Genomic DNA, 21,359 nt, shown 5'->3' on the forward strand with positions numbered 1-21,359 from the left:
TCCTTACAAAGTCACCCGCGTGCCTTCATTCTCACCCATCACCACGCGCTTCAGCGCGCCGGGCTTGAAGACATTGAACACGACCAGGGACAGTTTCTGTTCGCGGCACAAGGCAAAGGCAGCGGTATCGAGCACGCCCAGGTTATTGGCGATCGCCTCGTCGAAGGAGAGCGTCTCGTAGCGGCGGGCGCTCGCGTCCTTCTTCGGATCGGCGGTGTAGACGCCATCGACCTTGGTCGCCTTCAACAACAAATCGGCGCCAATTTCAGCCGCACGCAGCGCCGCCGCCGTATCCGTGGTGAAGAACGGGTTGCCGGTGCCGCCGCCAAAGATCACCACTCGCGCCGCTTCCAGATGGCGCACTGCCGCGTCACGCTCGAAACCCTCGCCAACATGGGCAATGCTGACCGCGGTCTGCACCCGCGCCTCGATCCCTGCCTGCTGCAAGGCATCCTTCAGCGCCAGCGCGTTCATCACCGTGGCCAGCATGCCCATCGAATCCGCGCTGGCACGGTTCATCCCGGACAGCGCGCCGGTGGCGCCACGGAACAGATTGCCACCGCCAACCACGATGCCGACCTGCACGCCTGCCGCCACCACTTCGCGGATCTGACCGACAAAACCGGCCATGGTATCGGCGTGATAGCCGAAGCTGTCCGGCCCCATCAGGGCCTCGCCGGACAGCTTCAGCAGGATGCGACGGACCGGCGCCATGCCCGATCAGACCTGGGAAGCCGCCGCTACTTCGGCAGCGAAGTCGTTCACTTTCTTCTCGATGCCCTCGCCTACCACGTACATCACGAAGCCGTGGCACTGCGAGTTCTTCGCTTTGAGCACCTGATCGACAGTCTGCTTGTCGTCCTTGACGAAGGGCTGCGACAGCAGGGTGACTTCCTTGAGGAATTTCTGCACCGTGCCTTCGGCGATCTTCTCCAGCATGGCTTCCGGTTTGCCGGCCTCCTTGGCCTTCTCGATCGCGACGCGGCGTTCCGTATCAATCAGCTCCTGCGATACGCCCGACGCATCCAGCGACTTCGGCTTGGACGCCGCGATGTGCATGGCAACGTCGCGCGCCAGCGCTTCGTCGCCGGTTACGTCGACCAGCACACCGATCTTGCCGCCGTGGATGTAGCTGGCGAATTTGCCCTGACCGTCCAGGCGCACGAAACGGCGTACCGCCATGTTCTCGCCGATCTTGCCGACCAGTTCGGTGCGGAAAGCCTCCACCGTGGCGCCCTTGTAAGGCAACGCGGACAGCGCGGCAACGTCGGCCGGATTCTGGCTCAGCACCATCTCGGCCAGCGCGTTCGACAGCGCCAGGAAATCGTCGTTCTTCGCCACGAAGTCGGTCTCGCAGTTGACTTCGACCATGGCGGCCGACTTGCCATCGGCACCGATGGCGATCGTCACTACGCCTTCGGCTGCGACACGGCTGGCGCTCTTGGCCGCCTTGTTGCCGAAGCGCACGCGCAGGATCTCTTCCGCCTTCTGCATGTCGCCGCCGGCTTCCGCCAGCGCTTTTTTACAGTCCATCATCGGCGCATCGGTTTTTTCGCGCAGCTCCTTGACCATGCTTGCAGTGATTTCAGCCATTTCGAACTCCCCAGGATTCAATTAAATACAGCCAGTTTCAAACGATTCAATACAGAAAGAGGGGCAGACGCCCCTCCTCTAAACACGACCGCCGGAAAGCCCTCCCGGCGATGTTGCAGTGCGCCGCGCCTTATTCGGCAGCGGGCGCGCCCTCTTCCTCGATCTCGACGAACTCTTCGCCACCGACAAGCTCGCTGATGACCTGGGCGCGGCCTTCCAGCGCCGCATCGGCCATGCCGCGCGCATACAGGCGAATCGCACGGGCCGAGTCATCGTTGCCGGGAACGACATAGTCCACGCCTTCCGGGCTGTTGTTGGTGTCGACCACGCCGATCACCGGGATACCCAGCTTCCTGGCCTCGACCACGGCGCCCTTCTGGTAGCCGACGTCGATGATGAACAGCGCGTCGGGCAGGCCGCCCATTTCGCGGATGCCGCCCAGGCTGCGGTTCAGCTTGTCGACCTCACGCTGCACGGTGAGGATTTCCTTCTTCGACAGGCGACCGGGCTCGGCGATTTGGGCCTCCAGGTCGTTCAGGCGCTTGATCGACTGCTTGACCGTCTTGAAGTTGGTCAGCATGCCGCCCAGCCAGCGGTTGTCGACATAAGGCATGCCGGCGCGCTGCGCCTCTTCGCGGACGATGTCGCGCGCGGCGCGCTTGGTACCTACGAACAGCACGTTGCCTTTGTTGGACGCCAGCTTACGCACGAATTTCTGCGCCTCCTGGAACATCGGCAGCGATTTTTCCAGGTTGACGATATGAATCTTGTTGCGATGACCGAAAATGAACGGGGCCATCTTGGGGTTCCAGAAGCGGGTCTGGTGACCGAAGTGGACACCGGCTTCCAGCATTTGACGCATGGTGACAGACATTTGAATCTCCTAAAGGGTTGAGCCTCCACCCGCCAGCAGCCGCGCATCGCTTGTCCGGATGCGCCGCCACCCTTTTTCAATGACAGGTGTGCGAATTTGTCCGAACCATTTCGGACAGCCCGCAATTCTAATTCGTCGAGGCCTTCATTTCAAGGAGGAAGCCTGCCGGCGCATGACCCCGCCGATTGGCGGGCCATGCGGATGGCCTGTGCCCGGGCAGCCGGCACGTCGGGGTTTCTCTGGCGTACAGCCGGCACGCTGGCTAGAATGTGGCTTTAAAACTCCCGTCTGTCCGTTACATGACTGTCACCATCAAAACCGGCGCCGAGATCGAAGGCATGCGCATTGCCTGCCGTCTCGCCTCGGAAGTGCTCGATTACATCACGCCTTTTATCAAACCCGGCGTCACCACCGGCGAACTCGACCGGCTGTGCCACGACTACATGGTGGACGTGCAGAGCACGATCCCCGCGCCCTTGAACTATGCGCCGTCCGGCCACACCCCCTACCCCAAGTCGATCTGTACCTCGATCAACAACCAGGTATGCCACGGCGTGCCGAGCGACAAGGCACTGAAAAACGGCGATATCGTGAACCTCGACATCACCGTGATCAAGGACGGCTGGCACGGCGACACCAGCCGCATGTTTGCGGTGGGCGAAGCGTCGATCCAGGCCAAGCGGCTGATCCAGGTGACCTACGAGGCGATGTGGGTCGGCATCGTCCAGGTGAAACCCGGCGCGCGGCTCGGCGACATCGGCCATGCGATCCAGCGTTTTGCCGAAAACCACGGCTACAGCGTAGTGCGCGAATTCTGCGGCCACGGCATCGGCCTCGATTTCCATGAGGAGCCGCAGGTGCTGCATTACGGCAAGCCCGGCACCGGTCTCGTGCTGGAGCCCGGCATGACTTTCACCATTGAACCGATGATCAACGCCGGCCGCCGCGACATTCGCCAGATGCCGGACGGCTGGACCATCGTCACCAAGGACCGCAGTCTGTCGGCGCAATGGGAACACACGGTGCTGGTCACCGACAGCGGTTACGAAGTGCTGACCGTCTCGGCCGGCACCCCGGCGATTCCCGATCGCGTCTGCCACGCCGCGTGAGCGCCCCGCCGTTCGCCGATCTGCGCGAGCGGCTCAAATCCGGCCGCGCGGCACTGGCGGCGGCCTATCTTGAAAAAGCGGTCGTTTCTTCCTACCTGGCGCGCCACACCGCTCTGGTGGACGGCGTGCTGGCGGAAATCGGCGTCCGGCTCGCGCTGCCCGCCAGCTTCTGCCTTGCTGCTGTCGGCGGCTACGGGCGCGGCGAACTGTTCCCCGGTTCGGACGTGGACGTGCTGCTGTTGCTGCCGCACGAACCCGCAACCGGGCAGCAGGCCACGCTGGAAAGCTGGGTGCAGGCGTGCTGGGACGTCGGACTGGAAATCGGCCACAGCGTACGCACCGTCGAGGCCTGCATCGGCGAGGCCGACGCCGACATCACGGTCGAGACCAATCTGCTTGAAGCACGCTTCCTGTGGGGCGACCGCCCGCTGTTCGGGGAACTCGAACGCCGCTTCCAGGCACGCTTCAGCCCCCAGCACTTCTTCGACGGCAAGCTCGCCGAGCAGCAGGCGCGCCACGCCCGCTTCGACGACAGTGCCTACAAACTCGAACCCAACCTCAAGGACAGCCCGGGCGGCCTGCGCGATTTGCACATGATTCACTGGCTGGCGCAGGCCTGCGGCATCGCCGGCGGCTGGAACGGCATCGCACGCGCCGGGCTGCTGACCCAAGCGGAGGCGCAGCGCATCGCGCGGGTGGAACGCGCCCTGTCGGCGCTGCGCATCCATCTGCACCTGCTGGCAAGGCGGCGCGACGACCGCCTCGCCTTCGATTACCAGACCGAACTCGCTGCTCGCCTGGGACTCGCTGCCACTGTGCACAAGCGCGCAGGCGAACGCCTGATGCAGGGCTATTACCGCTCCGCCAAGCTGATCCAGCGCACCAACGACATTCTCATCCAGTCATTGCGGGTGCGGCTGTTTCCGGTGACGGCGCCGCCCAGCCCGATCGACGCCGACTTCCAGCTGCGCGCCAACCTGCTCGAAGCGCGCGCCGCCGACTTGTTCGAACGCAAGCCCGATGCCCTGCTGCGCGCCTTCATCCTGTATGCCCAGCATCCGGCACTGGCCGGGTTCGAGCCGGCCACGCTGCGCGCGCTGTGGCGTGGCAGCATCCGCATCGATGCCGCCTTCCGCGCCAATCCGGCACACCACGCACTGTTCATGGCGCTGCTGCGCCAGCCGCTGGGCATCACCCGGGCGCTGCGCGCCATGCATCGCTATGGCCTGCTGGGACGCTACATCCCGGCATTCGGCCGCATCGTCGGGCAGATGCAGCACGACCTGTTTCACGTCTACACCGTCGATGAACACATCCTCACCGTGCTGCGCAACGTGCGGCGCTTCACCGTGCCGGCACTGGCGCACGAGCTTCCGCTCGCCAGCCGCCTGATCGCCGGTTTCGACAAACCCGAACTGCTCTACCTGGCCGCCCTGTTTCACGATATTGCCAAAGGCCGCGGCGGCGACCACTCCGAACTGGGAGCGGCCGATGCACGGAGATTTTGCCGCCGGCACGGCCTCGACAAGGCCGATACCGAACTGGTCGCCTGGCTGGTGGAAATGCACCTGGCGATGTCGCGCACCTCGCAAAAGGAAGACACCAGCGACCCCGGGGTGATTGCCGCGTTTGCCGCCAGGATAGGCAACCTGCGTCGGCTCACGGCCCTCTATCTGCTGACCGTGGCCGATATCCGCGGCACCAGCCCCACGGTATGGAATGCCTGGAAAGGCAAGCTGCTGGAAGACCTCTACCATGCCACGCGGGCGCAGCTGCTTGGCGGCGACGAAGCCGTCGCCGACATCGCCGCCAAGCAGAACGAAGCGCGCGTCAACCTCGCCCTGTATGGCCTGCCTACCGGCGCCGCCGACGCACTGTGGCAGCACCTCGACACGCGTTATTTTGCCCGTTTCGACGCCCGCGACATGGCCTGGCAGGCACGCATGCTGTGGCGCCGCACCGACAGCGCCGACGCCATCGTGAGGGCACGCCTGTCGCCGGTCGGTGAAGGCATCCAGGTGCTGGTCTACACCCCCGACCGGCCCGACCTGTTTGCCCGCATCTGCGGCTTTTTTGCGCGTATCCAGTACACCATTCTCGAAGCCAAGATCCACACCACCCGGCATGGCTATGCGCTCGACAGCTTTCAGGTGATGGACCTGGCCAACCGCGGCATTCATTACCGCGATTTTCTGAGCTTTGTGGAACACGAGCTGGCGCGCGACCTCGACCCGGCGCAGCCGATGCAGCCGGCACCGCGCGGCCGCCTGTCACGCCATCAGCGGCACCATCCCTACCCCACCACGGTACAGCTGGAAGCCGATGCGCAGGGGCACGGCTACATGCTGTCGATCATCTGTGCGGATCGCGGGGGCTTGCTGTTTGCGGTAGCCGAGGTGCTGATGCGGCATGGGGTAAACGTCTATGCCGCCAAAATCGACACGCTGGGCGAGCGTGTCGAGGACACCTTTCTGATCCGCGGAGGCGCTTTGCATACCCCGGCCGGAAGACAGGCGCTGGAAACCGACGTGCACGAAGTGCTGAAGTGACTCAGCGCGCCGGCTGCGCGTATTCGTCCACGTAGCGCCCGCGCGCGGGGGCCTTGCGTGCTGGCGGCGACTTCTTGCGCACGCTGCCGTCCGGTTTCTTGAGCTTTTCGTCCAGTTCGGTCTTGCTGCGGTTGCGGACACGGCCGGGACGCACCGAGGGGGTGGTGCCCGCCGCGTCGACTGCAGCATCGGCCAGACCGCTATCCGGGCCCGGCACTGCATACTGCGAAGCCTTCATGCCGCCTCCCGCCATTCCTTGAGGCTGCCTGCCAGCGTATGGGTCAGCGCGATCAGGCTGCCCAGCGTGTCGGCGCTGGGCGCAAGCTCGCATGCGCTGATCTTGCTGTCGGCATACACTGACAGAATCAGCAGGTTCTGCTGCACTTCCAGCGGGAAAACCAGGGCGCCTTCGGCCAGCGCGATTTGAATGCCATGCCACACCGCGCGGCTGGTCGCCAGTACCGCGGTCAGGTGGGCTTCGCGGCCAGGGGCGTTCCATTGCCGCTGCACCGCCATCAACTGGGCCGCAATGGCGTCGAGCTGGGCCGCCTCCCCCATCATCACGTCGGCATGATGGATGCGGTACCGAGCCTGCCGGATCTGTTGTTCGGAGTTCATTGTCGTCCTTGCAGCTTGTGCCGGGGCACCTCGCCCACGGTTACGCTTCAAGTTAGCGGCGTGAACAGGGGCAACTTTAGGCAAGCTAAATGCATGCCCAAAAGCGTCGAGAACCCGTCAATCGTCCTGCAGGTTCTGCCCCGGGAACAGGGTGTCGGTGAAGCCGAAATGACGCAGGTCGCGAATGCGCATCGGATACAGGATGCCGCGCAGATGATCGACTTCGTGCTGCACCACGCGTGCGTGGAAACCGCTCACACTGCGATCGATCGGCTGCCCCGTCGCGTCGAAGCCCTGGTAGCGCAAACCGACATGGCGCGGCACCAATCCGCGCATCCCGGGAACCGACAGGCACCCCTCCCAGGCTTCCTCCATTGCATCGGACAACGGGGTCAGCACGGGGTTGATGAGGACGGTGAACGGCACGCTTTCGGCGTCCGGATAACGCGGGTTGGCATTGACCTCGAAGACCGCCACCTGCAGGCCGATACCGATTTGCGGCGCCGCCAGGCCGGCGCCGTTCAATGCGCGCATGGTGTCGTGCATGTCGACGATCAGCTGCGCCAGTTCGGGTGAGGCAAACTCCTCCACCGGGCGTGCCGCTTCCAGTAGGCGCGGATCGCCCATTTTCAGGACGTCGCGGATGGCCATGGCTGCTCCAGTCGGGTGAGATCGCCAGCTTCCAGCCAGCGCCATGCGCCGGCGGGCAAGCTTGCGGGCAGGACTTGGCCGCCGATGGCTTCGCGATGCAGCGACTCGACCCGGTTGCCGGCCGCAGCGATCATGCGCTTGACCTGATGGTATTTGCCCTCGCCCAGGGTCAGGCGCAAGCTGCGTCCACCGAGCGCCTCGCACGCCAGCGCGGCAATTGGCGCCGGCTCGTCGTTGAGCTGGACGCCGCGGCGCAAAGCCTCCAGCATGGCGTCGTCGAGCTGCTCGGCGCAGTCTGCGCGATACACCTTGGCGATGCCCTTCTTCGGCGAGGTCATGCGGTGGATGAACTGGCCGTCGTCGGAAAACAGCAACAGCCCGGTGGTGTCCTGATCGAGACGTCCCACGCACTGCACCCCGCGCTGCACCAGTGGTGGCGGCAACAGGGCAAACACGCTGGGATGGTGGCGGGGATGATGCGAGCATTCATACCCGGCCGGCTTATGCATTAGCACATAGGCTTTCTCGCGGTAAAGCCAGCTGACGCCGTCGAGCGTCAGTTCCAGCTGCGCCGGGTCGACCTCGGTCTCGGGGTCGTCGCAGACCACGCCGTTGACCGCCACCTCGCCCATGCGCACTTGCGCCATGCAGGCTTTGCGGCTGCCGAATCCCTGCGACTGCAGGGCGCGGTAGAGTTTCATACGGCCCGCTTCATCGCGCGTTCAGAACGTGCACAACCCGGCAGCGTCGTTGAGCACCAGCTGCTCGAGCAGATGGCGCACCTGCAGCATCACCTCGCCCAGCACGGACTGGATCTCTTCCATCTGGATGCCGTCGGTCGACAGGCCACGGCCGGCCGCGTAGTTCACCACCACGCCCACCGCCGCGTAGCAGAGCGCCAGCTCGCGCCCCAGATAGGCTTCCGGCATGCCGGTCATTCCCACCATATCGGCACCGTCGCGCTCCATGCGGTTGATTTCGGCTGCGGTTTCCAGGCGTGGTCCCTGCACCGCGCCATACACGCCGCCATCGCGCAGACTGATGCCTGCGCTGATCGCAGCCTGAAGCAGCGCCTTGCGCATCCGGTCGCAATAGGGGAACGTGAAATCGAGATGGGTGACCGGTTTGTCGCTTTCGACAATACAGGTGGCCGCCCGGCCATGGGTGTAGTCGATGATCTGGTCCGGGATGACCAGCATGCCGGGAATCAGCCCGGGATGAATGCCACCGACCGTGGCCACCGACACCACGCGGTCGACGCCATGGTCTTTCAGCGCCCACAGGTTGGCACGATAGTTCACCTCGTGCGGCGGAATGGTGTGGCCATAGCCATGGCGTGCCAGAAAGATCACTTCCTGGTCGCAGATGTGGCCAAAGGTGAGCGCACCAGACGGCTCGCCAAAGGGCGTGCGCGCCACCTTGCGATGGGTGATTTCCAGATTGGCGAGCTGGGTCAGCCCCGTGCCGCCGATAATGCCTAACATATTATTTGTCCTTCAAAGCATAGATAGCGGGCAGATTGCGCCACAGCCCGTAAGCGTCCATGCCGCAGCCGAACACATAGCGGTCGGGCACATCCAGCCCCACGAAATCGGCCCGGACCGGTTTGTCCAGCCCGTTGTCCTTGTTGGTCAGCACCGCCGACCATACCCGCGCCGCGCCCATGTGCATGAGCTTGTCGCGGATCGCGGCCAGGGTCTCGCCCTCGTCCAGGATGTCGTCCAGCACCAGCACGTTGCGGCCCACCACGTTCTGCCCCGGCAGGACCCGCCATTCCACCTCGCCGCCGCTGGTTTTACCGCGATAGCGCGTCACGTGCAGGTAATCGAACTCCAGCGGAAAACCCAGCCGCGGCAGCAACTGGCCGGCAAACACCACCGCGCCGCCCATCACCGCCAGCACCAGCGGAAAGTCCTCCGCCAGCACGCGGACAATCTCCTGACCCAGGCGGTCGAGCACGGCCTGGACGCTGTCCGCAGACGCAATGCACTCGGCATTGTCCAGCAACTGTCGCGCTTCAAACGGCGTCATGGCGAGGGGAAGGATTCGGCAAAAGCCGGCAGTCTAAGCCCTCGACGCCGATGTTTCCAGACTTTGTGCGGGTCGAGTAAGCTTGCGCCATGCCGCTCTCCGCCCCCCATCCCCGCGTCCTCGATGCAGCTGGCTGGCTGTCCGCTTCGCGCCGGCTGGCCTCGCCCAATTGCGACGCGCGCCCGGAAGGGACGGCGATCGAACTCATCATCATCCACAATATTTCGCTGCCGCCGGGCGTGTTCGACGGCGATGCGGTGATCGACCTCTTCACCAACCGGCTCGACTGGGATGCGCATCCGTATTACCAGGGCATCCGTGGGCTCAGGGTATCGGCGCATTTTTTCATTCGCCGCGACGGTACCCTGATCCAGTTCGTGCCGTGCACGCTGCGCGCCTGGCACGCAGGAGTGTCGACCTGGCAAGGGCGCGAACGCTGCAACGATTTTTCCATCGGGATCGAACTCGAAGGCACGGACGAGCAGCCTTTCACCGAGGCCCAGTACACCGCCCTGGCTCCGCTGGTGCGCTTGCTGAAACAGGCCTATCCCATCCAGGCCGTGGTGGGGCACAGCGACATCGCTGCGGGCCGCAAGACCGATCCGGGCCCCCATTTCGACTGGCAACGCCTGCATGCGCAAACCGCTTGAATCGCTCCGCCTTGCCGGCGCCGTGCTGGCCGCGCTGCTGGCGCTTGCCGGCTGCGCGCCCACGCTCAGGATGAGCGCCGAGCGCCCGCCTTCGCAGGCCGTCTCAAACCAGGCCGACAGCCCATTGAAAGCATATCTGTCGGCACAGATCCCGGCCGGCGAATCGGGCTTTCATCTGCTGCAGGAAGGCCGTGCGGCGCTGGCCGCCAGGCTGGCGCTGGCGCAGCGCGCGACCCGCACGCTCGACGTCCAGTATTACCTTTTCCACAACGACGCCACCGGCAAGCTGGTCGCCGCGGCCTTGCTGGCCGCCGCCGAGCGCGGCGTGCGCGTGCGCGTGCTGGTCGACGACATCGACACCGCCGACAAGGAACTCCGGCTCGCCACGCTGAACGCCCATCCCAACATCCAGGTGCGGCTGTTCAACCCCTTCCACACCCGCAGCACCAATCTTTTCGTCAAGGGCTGGCAGGCGTTGCGCGAAAGCGTCCGCCTCAACCGCCGCATGCACAACAAGGTCTTCATCGCCGACAACCAGCTCGGCATCACCGGCGGGCGCAATATCGGCGACGAGTATTTCGATGCCCACCATGACCTGGCCTTCGTCGATCTCGACGTCATTGCGGCGGGCGCCATCGTCGACAGCCTGTCGCGATCGTTCGATCAATACTGGAACAGCGATGCGGCGGTACCCGCCGCCGCCCTGCCAGTCAATGCCAGCGACATCCGGCTGCAGCGCACCGTCCGATTCTTGCAGCAGTACCGCGCGCAGCAGATCGACAGCGACTATGGCCGCGCGCTGACTGCGGCCGATCCACTCCCCAAACTGCTGACAGGCAAAGCCCCCTGGCACATCGCACGCGCGGATCTCATCGTCGATCCGCCGGGAAAGGTGCTCAGGCGCAGCAAATCGCCGTCCAGGCTGCTGATCGGCCAGCTTGCAGGGCTTTGGGTCGACCCCACCCGGCGTGCCCTCATCGTGTCGCCCTATTTCGTGCCCAGCGCCTACGGCATGGCTTACTTCGAGTACTGGCGCAGCCAGGGCGTGCAGATCGACGTGCTGACCAACGCCTATGCCGCCAGCGACGTGCCGGTGGTGCACGCCGGCTATGCCAATTACCGCATCCCGCTGCTGCAAGCGGGCGTCAATCTCCACGAACTGAAACCGGTCGCCGAACCCACCGGCGGCCGCCTGCGCGACCTCGGCAGCGGCTCCTCGCGCGCCAGCCTGCACGCCAAGACCTTCGTCTTCGACGACGAGCACGTCTTCATCGGCAGTTTCAATCTCGATCCGCGCTCGGCATTGCTCAATACTGAAATGGGACTGGTCATCCACTCCACCGAACTGGCCCGCCAGGTCACCGTCATCGTCGAAGACGCGATGCGTCCCGAACGCAGCTACCAGCCTCGGCTCGTCGTCGAAAAAACCGAAAAAGGCGTCGCGAAACGCCTGCAATGGCGCGATATCCACCAGGGTTCCGAGCGCATTTTCGATCTCGAACCCGAAACCACCCCGATCCAGCGCGGCCTGTTGCGTGTGCTGCAGGCACTGCCGATCGAGGAACATCTCTGAACACGGTAAAATCCCGTTTGATTGTTTCCAGGATTCCGGCCATGCGCCTCGGCACCCCCCTCTCTCCTTCCGCCACCCGCGTCATGCTGCTGGGTGCGGGCGAACTCGGCAAGGAAGTCGCCATCGCCCTGCAACGCCTCGGCGTCGAAGTCATCGCGGTGGATCGCTACGCCGACGCCCCCGGCCATCAGGTGGCGCACCGCGCGCACGTGATCGACATGAGCGACGGCGCGGCCCTGCGCGCGCTGATCGAAGCGGAGAAGCCGCAGCTGGTGGTGCCGGAGATCGAGGCCATCGCCACCGAAACCCTGCTGGAAATCGAGGCCGCCGGACTGGCAGAGGTCATCCCCACCGCACGCGCCGCCAACCTCACCATGAACCGCGAAGGCATCCGCCGGCTGGTGGCGGAAACGCTGGGCCTGCCGACATCGCCCTACGTGTTCGCCGACAGCCTGGCTGCGATGTCGGCTGCAGCCAGCCAGTTGGGCTACCCGGTGATCATCAAGCCGGTGATGTCATCATCCGGCAAGGGACAATCGTGGGTGGACGACGCCAGCCAGCTGGCGGCTGCATGGAACGCGGCTGCCAGCGGTGGGCGGGTGGACAAGGGACGCGTCATCGTCGAGGGGGTGATCGATTTCGATTACGAAATCACGCTGCTGACCGTGCGCGCGCTCGGTGCCGCGGGCACGGTCGAGACGCATTTCTGCGAGCCTGTCGGTCACCTGCAGGTGAAGGGCGATTACGTCGAATCATGGCAGCCGCAGGCGATGTCCGCCGCGGCACAGGTGCGCGCGCAGGAAATCGCCGCCGCCGTCACCGCCAATCTCGGCGGGCGCGGGGTTTTCGGCGTGGAATTGTTCGTCAAGGGCGACACGGTGTGGTTCTCCGAAGTCAGCCCGCGCCCCCACGACACCGGCATGGTGACGATGGCGACACAGCGGCAGAACGAGTTCGAGCTGCATGCGCGCGCCATCCTCGGCCTGCCGGTCGATACGAGCCTGCGCGAACCCGGCGCCTCGGCGGTGATCTACGGCGGCATGGACGCGACCGGCATCGCCTTCGACGGCGTGGCCGATGCCATGCGCACACCCGGCGTCGATCTGCGGCTGTTCGGCAAACCGCAGGCCTTCGTCAACCGCCGCATGGGGGTGGCGCTCGCCGCCGCTGGCGACACGAACGAGGCCCGCCTGCATGCCAGGGCGGCGGCGGCGGCGGTCAAGCCGGTGAAGGACTGAGCGATGCAAACCCATTACGAACGCCTCGGCGGCGGCGAAACGATCCGCAAGCTGGTAGACCGCTTTTACGACCTGATGGACGAAGATCCGGATTATTACGGCATCCGCAAGCTGCATCCGGCAGACCTCACCGAGTCGCGCAACAAGCTCGCCTGGTTTCTCTCCGGCTGGACCGGCGGACCGCCGGAATACACCGACCGCTTCGGCCATCCATTTTTGCGCCGCCGCCATCTACCCTTCGTCATCGGCGAAGCCGAGCGCGACCAGTGGATGGGCTGCATGATGCGTGCGATGCAGGACGTGGGGGTGGATGCCGCGATGCAGCAGGAAATGACGGCGGCATTCTTCAAGACCGCCGATTTCATGCGCAACCAGCCGGAATGATCCCGCCATGAAGCGTTTGATTGGCTGGAGCGCGCTGCTCGCCGTGCTGGCCGCGCTCACCGCGCTGCCCTGGCTGATGCTGGACGACGCACCGGCGATCGAGCCGCCCGCCGAGTTTCGCCGCACCGATCTGGCCTGGGTCAAAACGCTATTCCAGAAACATGACCCGCGCCGCCAGACGCCCGACGTGGTTCAGAGCATCCGGCTCGACGAGGCTGAACTCAACCGTCTGCTGAACTATGCCGTCGAACTGCACCGCGTCAGCGGCATGGCCGCCGAACTCACCCCCGGCATGGCCACGCTTTCCGCCACCCTCGCCGTACCGCCCAACCCGTTTGGCCGCTACCTCAATCTCACCGCGGAAATAGCCGAGGTGCCTGGCGGCATCCGGATCCAGGGCCTGCAACTGGGCAGTCTGCCGCTGCCCGGCATACTCGCCGACTGGATGGCGCGTCAGGCGCATCGCTGGTTGCGCCGCGACAAGACCTACGCCACGCTGGCCGATGCGTTCTCCCAGATCAATTTCGATGAAAACCAGGCCACCCTGGATTACCGCTGGCATCCCGAGTTGCTGACCCAACTGGAACGCAAAAGTGCGAAATTGCTGATCGCCCCCGAGGACCAGGCACGCATGCTGGCTTATGCCGAACAGCTGGACGCCCTGCTCAAGCGCCACCCGCACGGCAGCACCGTACCGCTGGTGCGGATCACCGGCCCCCTGTTTACGCACGCCCTGCAAACCGGCGGCGACGCGCGCGAGGAAAATCGTGCCGCGCTCACCGCTCTGGCGGCCTACCTGGCCGGGATCAGCCTGCCCAGGCTGCTGGAAGGCGACAGCCGCTCGATCCGCCGGGCGCCGCCCGTACTGCTGTCACTGCATGGAAGGCGTGACTTTGCCGAGCACTTCATGATTTCCGCCGCGTTGTCGGTCAATGGCGGCAGCCGTCTGGCCAACGCCATCGGCCTGATCAAGGAAGAAGAAGATGCGGGCAGGGGTTCCGGCTTCAGCTTCACCGACCTTGCCGCCAACCGCGCCGGCGTTCGGCTGGGTGAACGCGCCACCGGCGCTGCCGCGGCACGGGTGCGCCAGCATCTGGCCCTTGCCCGCAACGATGCCGATCTGCTGCCGGATTTCCGCGACCTGCCGGAATTCATGCCGCAGGCCGAATTCGACCGCCGCTTCGGCCCCATCGGCAGCGCCCGCTACCAGCGCGTCATTGCCCGCATCGATACCCGCCTGGCCGCACACCCGCTCGCACAATAACAATGAATTGTCAAACAACCATGCTATAATGTTGGGCTTCCCGCAATCCGGCCCCCATCATGTCCCGCAAGCTCCGCAACATCGCCATCATCGCGCACGTCGACCATGGCAAGACCACGCTAGTCGACCAGCTTCTCAAGCAGTCCGGCACCTTCCGCGACAACCAGGCGGTCGACGAGCGGGTAATGGACTCCGGCGACATCGAAAAAGAACGCGGCATCACCATCCTGGCGAAGAACACCGCGATCACCTACGGCGACACCCACATCAACATCGTCGACACCCCCGGCCACGCCGATTTCGGCGGCGAGGTCGAGCGCGTGCTCGGCATGGTCGACGGCGTGGTGCTGCTGGTCGACGCGGTCGAAGGCCCGATGCCGCAGACGCGCTTCGTCACCAAGAAAGCGCTGGCACTGGGCCTGCGTCCGATCGTGGTGATCAACAAGGTCGACCGCCCCGGCGCACGCCCCGACTGGGTGGTCGACCAGACTTTCGACCTGTTCGACAAGCTCGGCGCCACCGACGACCAGCTCGATTTCCCCATCATCTACGCCTCGGGCCTCAACGGCTGGGCATGCATGGATCTGAAGGACGCGCCTTCGCAGGGCGGCACAGCGGCCGACATGACGCCGCTGTTCAACACGGTGTTGTCCCACGTCCCTACCCCGCCCGGCTCCGCCGACGCACCGCTGCAGCTGCAGATCGCCGCGCTCGATTACTCGACCTACACCGGCCGCCTCGGCGTCGGTCGCGTGCTCAACGGCCGCATCAAGCCCGGCATGTCGGTCGTGGTGATGAACCATGAAGAACAGGTGGCCACCGGCCGCATCAACCAGGTACTCGGTTTCCGTGGCCTCGAGCGTATCCAGGTCGAAGAAGCCGAAGCCGGCGACATCATCATCGTTTCCGGGCTGGACGATATCGGCATCGGTGTCACCATCTGCGACAAGGAGAATCCGGTCGGCCTGCCGGTACTGTCGGTCGACGAACCGACGCTGACCATGGATTTCATGGTCAACACCTCGCCGCTCGCCGGCACCGAAGGCAAGTTCGTCACCAGCCGCCAGATCCGCGACCGCCTGACCAAGGAACTGCTGACCAACGTTGCGCTGCGCGTCGACGAAACCGGTGACGCCGACGTGTTCCGCGTCGCCGGCCGCGGCGAGCTGCACCTCACCATCCTGCTGGAAAACATGCGCCGCGAAGGCTTCGAGATGGCGGTGGCCAAGCCGCGCGTGGTGTACAAGGAGATCGACGGCGAAAAATGCGAGCCGTACGAGAACCTCACCATCGACCTGGAAGACGAGCACCAGGGCGGCGTGATGGAGGAAATCGGCCGCCGCCGCGGCGAGCTGACCAACATGGAATCCGACGGCAAGGGCCGCACCCGCCTCGAATACCACATTCCCGCGCGCGGCCTGATCGGCTTCCAGTCCGACTTCATGACCATGACGCGCGGCACCGGCCTGATGAGCCACGTGTTCGACGACTACGGCCCGGTGAAAGCCGACCTGCCCGGCCGCCACAACGGCGTGCTGGTGTCGCAGGACAACGGCGAGGCGGTCGCCTACGCGCTGTGGAAGCTGGAAGACCGCGGCCGCATGTTCGTCTCGCCCGGCGACAAGCTGTACGAAGGCATGATCATCGGCATCCACAGCCGCGACAACGACCTGGTGGTCAACCCGATCAAGGGCAAGCAGCTCACCAACGTGCGCGCCTCGGGCACCGACGAGGCGGTGCGCCTGACCACCCCGATCAAGCTCACGCTCGAATCCGCGGTGGAGTTCATCGACGACGACGAACTGGTCGAGATCACGCCAAAGTCGATCCGCATCCGCAAGCGCCATCTGCAGGAACACGAGCGCAAGCGCGCAAGCCGCGCCGCAGCGTGATGCAAAACCCGGCCAGCGCCGGGTTTTTTCATTGCGGCACGGGTAAAATTCGCGCATGCATCCTGTCGAAATCGGCCTCTTCTCCGGCCTCGCCGTCCTCGTTTTCCTGACTGTTCTCCTGCTGCTGCGCCTGCGTGCGCTGCAGCGTGAGCAAGCCAGGCTGCCCGCGCTGCTGGTGCAGGATATGGAGGCCCGTCACCGCGCAGTGCTGACCGACCTGCATGCGGGCCTGTCGCAGCAATCGGACCGCATGCAAACCCAGCTGGCGGCTTTGCAGATCGCGCAGGCCGAGCGGCTGGCCGAGACGCGTGAAACCGTCACCGGCCAGTTCGGCCAGTTCCAGACTGCGATGCTGGAAAAGCTCATCGAACAGGGACGTGCCGAGCAGAGCCTGCTGCAAGGCACACTGAAGCATATGAGCGCGCAGTTCAACGAACGCGCGCAGCAGCTGTCGCAGACGGTCGATGGCCGCCTGAATGAAATCTCCGGCAAGGTAGCCGAGCGGCTCGACGAGGGCTTCAAGAAAACCAATGAGACGTTTACTTCGGTGATGTCGCGCCTGGCGGTGATCGACGAAGCCCAGAAGAAAATCGAAGGACTCGCCTCCAACGTCGTGTCGCTGCAGGAAATCCTCGGCGACAAGCGCTCGCGCGGCGCTTTCGGCGAAGTACAGCTGGAGGCGCTGGTGCGGAACAGCCTGCCACCCGACGCCTATGTCTTCCAGCACACCCTGAGAAGCGGCACACGCGCCGACTGCGTGCTGATCCTGCCAGAACCCACCGGCACTGTCTGCGTCGACGCCAAGTTTCCGCTGGAAAACTACAGCCGCATGTTCGACGACACGCTGCCGCCGGCCGAGCGCGAGGCGGCGCGGCGGCAGTTCAAGGCCGACGTCAAAAAGCACGTCGACGACATCGCCGCCAAATACATCGTCGAAGGCGAAACCTCCGACGGCGCCGTGATGTTCCTGCCGGCCGAAGCGGTGTTCGCCGAAATCCACGCCTACCACGCGGATCTGGTCGAGCATGCACAGAAAAAGCGGGTGTGGCTCACTTCGCCGACCACGCTGATGGCGGTACTGAATACCGCACGCGCAGTAATCCGCGATTCGGAAACGCGGCGCATGGCGCACGTGATCAAGGACGAGCTCTCCAAGCTGGCGAAAGATTTCGCGCGCTTCGACGAGCGCATGAAAAAGCTCGCCAGCCACATCGAGCAGGCCAACAAGGATGTGAGCGAAGTGCGCATTTCCAGCGACAAGATCAGCCGCCGCTTCCTGCAGATCGAACGGGTCGAACTCGAACATCCGGACGCAGGCGCCGCGCGCCTGCTCGACGCGGACGAATGAGCTGGTTTTCCGACTGGCGCCGCAACCGCGTTCTCCGGCGCCACCTCGTTCCACTCGCCGCGTTCCGGGCCGCAGTCGAACGCCTTCCGATCCTGCGGGGACTGACGTCCGGCGAACTGGCGCACCTGCACGAAATCACCAGCCTGTTCATCCACGACAAGACCTTCTCCGCTGCCGGTGGCGCCGAAGTCGACGATGCCATGCAGCTGATCATCGCCGTCCAGGCCTGCTTGCTGACCCTCAATCTCGACGAAAACAGCTACCGGGGCTGGAACGAAATCATCCTCTACCCCGACGAATTCCTGCGTCCGCGAGTGGAGATGGACGAGGCCGGCGTCGTCCACCATACACGCGACATCCTTGCCGGCGAGTCCTGGCACGGTGGCCCGCTGGTGCTGTCGCTCGCCGACGCCGAAGCCAGCGGCCTGGCCGACGGCTCCAACGTCGTGCTGCACGAATTCGCGCACAAGCTCGACATGCTGAATGGCGACGCCAATGGCTTCCCGCCGCTGCATCGCGGCATGGATTCCGCCAGCTGGGCACGCGACTTCAGTGCGGCCTATGCCGATCTGTGCACGCGCGTCGATGGCGGCGAAGACACCGCGATTGATCCCTACGCCACCGCCAACCCCGCCGAGTTTTTTGCCGTGTTGAGCGAAGTGTTTTTTGAAACGCCGCACGTGCTCGATGCGGAATACCCGGCGATTTATCGGCAACTGCAGCAGTTTTATCGCCAGCACCCCTTGCGCCGGGCGGAAAGCCAGACATGACCCCAAGCCATCCCAAAACCGCTGCACGCATGGACGGCATCGCGCCGTTCCACGTGATGGACATCCTGGCGCGGGCGCAGGCGCTGGAAGCCGCCGGACGCGACATCATCCATCTTGAAATCGGCGAGCCGGACTTCGCTACGCCCGAACCCGTCGTCGCGGCCGGCATCGCGGCGCTGCGCGCCGGACACACGCACTACACCGGCGCACTCGGCCTGCCCGTCCTGCGCGAAGCCATCGCCGGGTTTTATGCCGCTCGCTGGCAGGCTGCGGTCGATTCCGCGCGGATCGTGGTGACACCCGGCGCCTCGGGCGCCTTGCTGCTGACGCTGGGCCTGCTGGCCGGCCCCGGCGACGAAGTGCTGATGGCCGACCCGGGTTATCCCTGCAACCGCCATTTCGCCCGTTTTTGCGATGCCCGCGCAATCGCCGTTCCGGTCGATGCCGACAGCGGCTTTCAGCTTACCCTCGATTCCATCCAGCGCCATGCCACTCCCGCCACCCGCGCGGTGCTGATCGCCAGCCCGTCCAATCCCACCGGCACCGCCATTTCCCCCGACGAACTCGCACGCATCCGCGACTGGTGCCACATACAGGGCGTGGCCTTGATCGTCGATGAGATCTATCTGGCGCTCACTTACGACGGCAGCGAGCACAGCGCTGCACGCTGGAACGACGTATTCGTCATCAACAGTTTTTCCAAATATTTCTCGATGACGGGCTGGCGGCTCGGCTGGCTGGTCGCTCCTGCCTGGGCCATGCCGGCACTGGAACGGCTGGCGCAGAATCTGTTCCTGGCCGCCGCCACCCCGACACAGCATGCGGCACTGGCGGCATTCACGCCCGCAACCCTGGATGAACTCGAAACCCGCAAGGCCGAGTTGCGCACCCGCCGCGATTTTCTGCTGCCCGCCTTGCGCGAGCGCGGCTTCGATATTCCGGTAACGCCGCAGGGAGCGTTTTATCTGTATGCGGATTGCAGCCGCCTCACCTCGGACAGCTACGCATTCGCCAATCATTTGCTCGAACAGACGGGCATTGCCGCAACGCCTGGAGTCGATTTCGGTTCGCATCGCGCGACACGCCACATCCGGTTTGCCTACACCCAGCCTCTGCCGCGGCTGGCCGATGCCATGGCGCGGCTTGATCGTTTTTTGCAGGCATAAAAAAACCGGCCCGAAGGCCGGTTTCGTGTTCCGTACCCGGAATTACTGGGCGGGAGCAGGAGCGGGAGCAGCAGCATCAGCAGGAGCTTCGGCGGCAGGGGCTTCGGCGGCAGGCGCAGCAGCATCGGCAGCCGGGGCTTCAACGGCAGGAGCAGCAGCTTCCGGAGCCGGCGCTTCAGCAGCAGGCGCTTCGACAGGAGCAGCGGCTTCTTCTTTTTTACCACAAGCGGTCATGGAGACAGCCAGCAGGGCAGCCAGGAGGATGGAATATTTCATTTAATTTCCCTTTACTTACAAATATAAAAACCCACACCAGAGATCGGTCCGGGACTTGTGATCCAGCCGACGCGCGGAATTCTAGCAAAACGGTAATAGAAAACCACAATCTACTAAAAAATTGATTTAGCGCGTTCCGGATGTTGCCAAATTGCAACAAAACGAGTTTGACACATTATTTTCTGGGCGTTTCGATGAATTCTCCTGGCTGGGTGCCAGGACGCAATTTGCCTTGATAGGAAAAGCCGGTGCCATAGCGGCGGCGGCCATCCGGCGCAATGGTCAGTTCATTTTCGCTCCAGATCCAGACATGGCCGTCACGGGTGTCGAGGATAAACGCGCGCGCGCCGCCCTTGCCGCCCTCGGCACCTGCCAGCGGCAGCGCCTGATAGCGTTCATCCGCCAGTGCACCCGTTGACAGTGTCAGCAGCCCCAGCAATACCCACCCTGTCCCCATCGCGCGTCCTTTCATTTGTTGCTGCCCTTGACAGCGGGCGCCTCGGCGTGCAAAGAATCGGCATCCCTCGGGGCAAACAGCGCGGCCACCGCCGCTGCATCCAGTACATATTCATGGTTGCAGATATCATCGTGAACCCGGATTTCACCCTGCTCGGTGATGATGGCCTCGCATTCCGTCCGCCCCACGCCGCGCAGCATGGAATGGATTTTGGCCGGGTCATACGGGCAGTGATAGCTGACCGGACGAGGATCGTACACCCGTACATCCTCCTCCGGAAACAGGCGCTCAATCAGCTTGATCGCGCCGAGTCCGAGCAGTTCGTCCGCCCGCACCGTATCGGCTAGTATCTGCATCCGGTTCCAGCCGTCGGCATCACGCGCGGCTGCGCCCGGCAAGGCCTGCAGGAACAGGCCCGCCGCGGTCTCGTGGTTGGCCGCCAGCCACAGCCGGGTCGGTGTCTGCTCCGACTGCGCCAGATAATGCTCGAATACGGCAGCCAGCGTATCGCCCTGCAAGGGCACATGGCTCTGGTAGGGCTGGCGCATGTCGGCGCTGTCGAGGGTAAGTGTCAGGGCGCCGCCGCCCAGCAGGACCGGCAAGCTGCCCGCCGACAACTCGGATGGCGCGCGCGCCATGCCCCGCAGGCGCAACTGCTCGTCGCAGTCCATCACTAGCAGCGACACGTCGCCGTCGCCACGCAGTTGGAAGGTCAGCCGCCCCGCCTGCTTGAGGTTGGCGGTGATCAGCGTAGTCACCCCCGCCAGTTGGCCCAGCAGTTCGAGCACCGGCCCGGGGTAATCGCGTCCCGCCGTCATCTCGCGCCAAGCGGCTCCCAGCTGCACCCAGACGCCGCGGATGTCAAGCTGTTCGAACAGGAAACTGCGCACCCGGCTGGGCTGAGCGTGCAAGGGGT

General features: G+C 64.6%; 23 protein-coding genes. 11 read left to right on the plus strand and 12 right to left on the minus strand.

Annotation, left to right across the window (positions count from 1 at the left end):
* Positions 1–3: 3 nt before the first annotated feature.
* The 3 genes from pyrH to rpsB form a co-directional block, all read right to left on the minus strand.
* Positions 4–714: a UMP kinase gene (gene pyrH, locus B059_RS0107060; protein WP_018077542.1), complete on the minus strand. Its 711-nt coding sequence runs from the start codon at positions 712–714 to the stop codon at positions 4–6.
* Between the two features lie 6 nt (positions 715–720).
* Positions 721–1,593 carry a translation elongation factor Ts gene (gene tsf, locus B059_RS0107065; RefSeq protein ID WP_018077543.1) on the minus strand — a complete coding sequence of 291 codons (873 nt, stop codon included), beginning with the start codon at positions 1,591–1,593 and terminating at the stop codon, positions 721–723.
* Between the two features lie 130 nt (positions 1,594–1,723).
* The gene (gene rpsB, locus B059_RS0107070; RefSeq protein ID WP_018077544.1) at positions 1,724–2,467 is read right to left on the minus strand and encodes a 30S ribosomal protein S2; all 744 of its coding nucleotides are present in this window, start codon (positions 2,465–2,467) and stop codon (positions 1,724–1,726) included.
* 299 nt (positions 2,468–2,766) lie between these two features.
* Here rpsB and map point away from each other — a divergent pair, with 299 nt between their 5' ends.
* Complete coding sequence (gene map, locus B059_RS0107075; RefSeq protein ID WP_018077545.1) at positions 2,767–3,576, plus strand: type I methionyl aminopeptidase; 810 nt, start codon at positions 2,767–2,769, stop codon at positions 3,574–3,576.
* Entirely contained in the window at positions 3,573–6,125 is a 2,553-nt protein-coding gene (locus B059_RS0107080; RefSeq protein ID WP_018077546.1) for a [protein-PII] uridylyltransferase, read from the plus strand. The genes map and B059_RS0107080 overlap by 4 nt, the downstream gene beginning before the upstream one ends.
* A gap of 1 nt (position 6,126) precedes the next feature.
* Here the strand turns inward: B059_RS0107080 and B059_RS0107085 are convergent, their stop codons facing one another.
* The 6 genes from B059_RS0107085 to B059_RS0107110 form a co-directional block, all read right to left on the minus strand.
* The gene (locus tag B059_RS0107085; protein ID WP_018077547.1) at positions 6,127–6,363 is read right to left on the minus strand and encodes a hypothetical protein; all 237 of its coding nucleotides are present in this window, start codon (positions 6,361–6,363) and stop codon (positions 6,127–6,129) included.
* Positions 6,360–6,743, minus strand: coding sequence for a flagellar biosynthesis regulator FlaF (locus tag B059_RS0107090; RefSeq protein WP_018077548.1), 384 nt, complete (start codon positions 6,741–6,743; stop codon positions 6,360–6,362). The genes B059_RS0107085 and B059_RS0107090 overlap by 4 nt, the downstream gene beginning before the upstream one ends.
* Before the next feature lie 117 nt (positions 6,744–6,860).
* Entirely contained in the window at positions 6,861–7,394 is a 534-nt protein-coding gene (def, locus tag B059_RS0107095; protein ID WP_018077549.1) for a peptide deformylase, read from the minus strand.
* Positions 7,373–8,095, minus strand: coding sequence for a pseudouridine synthase (locus B059_RS0107100; RefSeq protein ID WP_018077550.1), 723 nt, complete (start codon positions 8,093–8,095; stop codon positions 7,373–7,375). The genes def and B059_RS0107100 overlap by 22 nt, the downstream gene beginning before the upstream one ends.
* Positions 8,096–8,116: 21 nt before the next feature.
* The gene (locus B059_RS0107105) at positions 8,117–8,878 is read right to left on the minus strand and encodes an S-methyl-5'-thioinosine phosphorylase (RefSeq protein WP_018077551.1); all 762 of its coding nucleotides are present in this window, start codon (positions 8,876–8,878) and stop codon (positions 8,117–8,119) included.
* Position 8,879: 1 nt separating this feature from the next.
* Positions 8,880–9,425 carry a hypoxanthine-guanine phosphoribosyltransferase gene (locus tag B059_RS0107110; protein ID WP_018077552.1) on the minus strand — a complete coding sequence of 182 codons (546 nt, stop codon included), beginning with the start codon at positions 9,423–9,425 and terminating at the stop codon, positions 8,880–8,882.
* A gap of 89 nt (positions 9,426–9,514) precedes the next feature.
* On the opposite strand from B059_RS0107110, the gene ampD reads away from it, so the two are divergent.
* From ampD to B059_RS0107155, 9 genes are read left to right on the plus strand one after another with little or no spacing between them, the layout of a single operon-like run.
* Positions 9,515–10,075, plus strand: a complete 561-nt coding sequence (gene ampD / locus B059_RS0107115; RefSeq protein ID WP_018077553.1) for a 1,6-anhydro-N-acetylmuramyl-L-alanine amidase AmpD — start codon at positions 9,515–9,517, stop codon at positions 10,073–10,075.
* A complete protein-coding gene (locus B059_RS0107120; RefSeq protein ID WP_018077554.1) occupies positions 10,059–11,648 on the plus strand; it encodes a phospholipase D family protein in 1,590 nt (529 codons plus the stop codon). Before ampD ends, B059_RS0107120 begins: the two co-directional genes overlap by 17 nt.
* A gap of 41 nt (positions 11,649–11,689) precedes the next feature.
* The gene (gene purT, locus B059_RS0107125; RefSeq protein WP_018077555.1) at positions 11,690–12,886 is read left to right on the plus strand and encodes a formate-dependent phosphoribosylglycinamide formyltransferase; all 1,197 of its coding nucleotides are present in this window, start codon (positions 11,690–11,692) and stop codon (positions 12,884–12,886) included.
* A 3-nt stretch (positions 12,887–12,889) separates the two neighbouring features.
* Entirely contained in the window at positions 12,890–13,270 is a 381-nt protein-coding gene (locus B059_RS0107130; protein ID WP_018077556.1) for a group II truncated hemoglobin, read from the plus strand.
* Positions 13,271–13,277: 7 nt separating this feature from the next.
* Entirely contained in the window at positions 13,278–14,534 is a 1,257-nt protein-coding gene (locus B059_RS0107135; RefSeq protein ID WP_018077557.1) for a hypothetical protein, read from the plus strand.
* 59 nt (positions 14,535–14,593) lie between these two features.
* A complete protein-coding gene (gene typA / locus B059_RS0107140) occupies positions 14,594–16,426 on the plus strand; it encodes a translational GTPase TypA (RefSeq protein ID WP_018077558.1) in 1,833 nt (610 codons plus the stop codon).
* 55 nt (positions 16,427–16,481) lie between these two features.
* Positions 16,482–17,774, plus strand: a complete 1,293-nt coding sequence (locus B059_RS0107145; RefSeq protein WP_018077559.1) for a DNA recombination protein RmuC — start codon at positions 16,482–16,484, stop codon at positions 17,772–17,774.
* Complete coding sequence (locus B059_RS0107150; protein WP_018077560.1) at positions 17,771–18,544, plus strand: M90 family metallopeptidase; 774 nt, start codon at positions 17,771–17,773, stop codon at positions 18,542–18,544. The genes B059_RS0107145 and B059_RS0107150 overlap by 4 nt, the downstream gene beginning before the upstream one ends.
* Positions 18,541–19,710 (plus strand): pyridoxal phosphate-dependent aminotransferase, encoded by a 1,170-nt coding sequence (locus B059_RS0107155; protein ID WP_018077561.1) that lies wholly within the window; start codon positions 18,541–18,543, stop codon positions 19,708–19,710. The genes B059_RS0107150 and B059_RS0107155 overlap by 4 nt, the downstream gene beginning before the upstream one ends.
* A 42-nt stretch (positions 19,711–19,752) precedes the next feature.
* Here the strand turns inward: B059_RS0107155 and B059_RS20260 are convergent, their stop codons facing one another.
* The 3 genes from B059_RS20260 to hslO form a co-directional block, all read right to left on the minus strand.
* Complete coding sequence (locus tag B059_RS20260) at positions 19,753–19,986, minus strand: hypothetical protein (protein ID WP_038058349.1); 234 nt, start codon at positions 19,984–19,986, stop codon at positions 19,753–19,755.
* 175 nt (positions 19,987–20,161) lie between these two features.
* A complete protein-coding gene (locus B059_RS0107160) occupies positions 20,162–20,458 on the minus strand; it encodes a hypothetical protein (protein ID WP_245538745.1) in 297 nt (98 codons plus the stop codon).
* On the minus strand, positions 20,455–21,354 hold the full coding sequence (gene hslO / locus B059_RS0107165) for an Hsp33 family molecular chaperone HslO (RefSeq protein WP_051068495.1): 900 nt from the start codon (positions 21,352–21,354) through the stop codon (positions 20,455–20,457). The genes B059_RS0107160 and hslO overlap by 4 nt, the downstream gene beginning before the upstream one ends.
* Positions 21,355–21,359 lie beyond the last annotated feature (5 nt).

Source organism: Thiobacillus denitrificans DSM 12475 (assembly GCF_000376425.1).
Taxonomy (GTDB): Bacteria; Pseudomonadota; Gammaproteobacteria; order Burkholderiales; family Thiobacillaceae; genus Thiobacillus; species Thiobacillus denitrificans.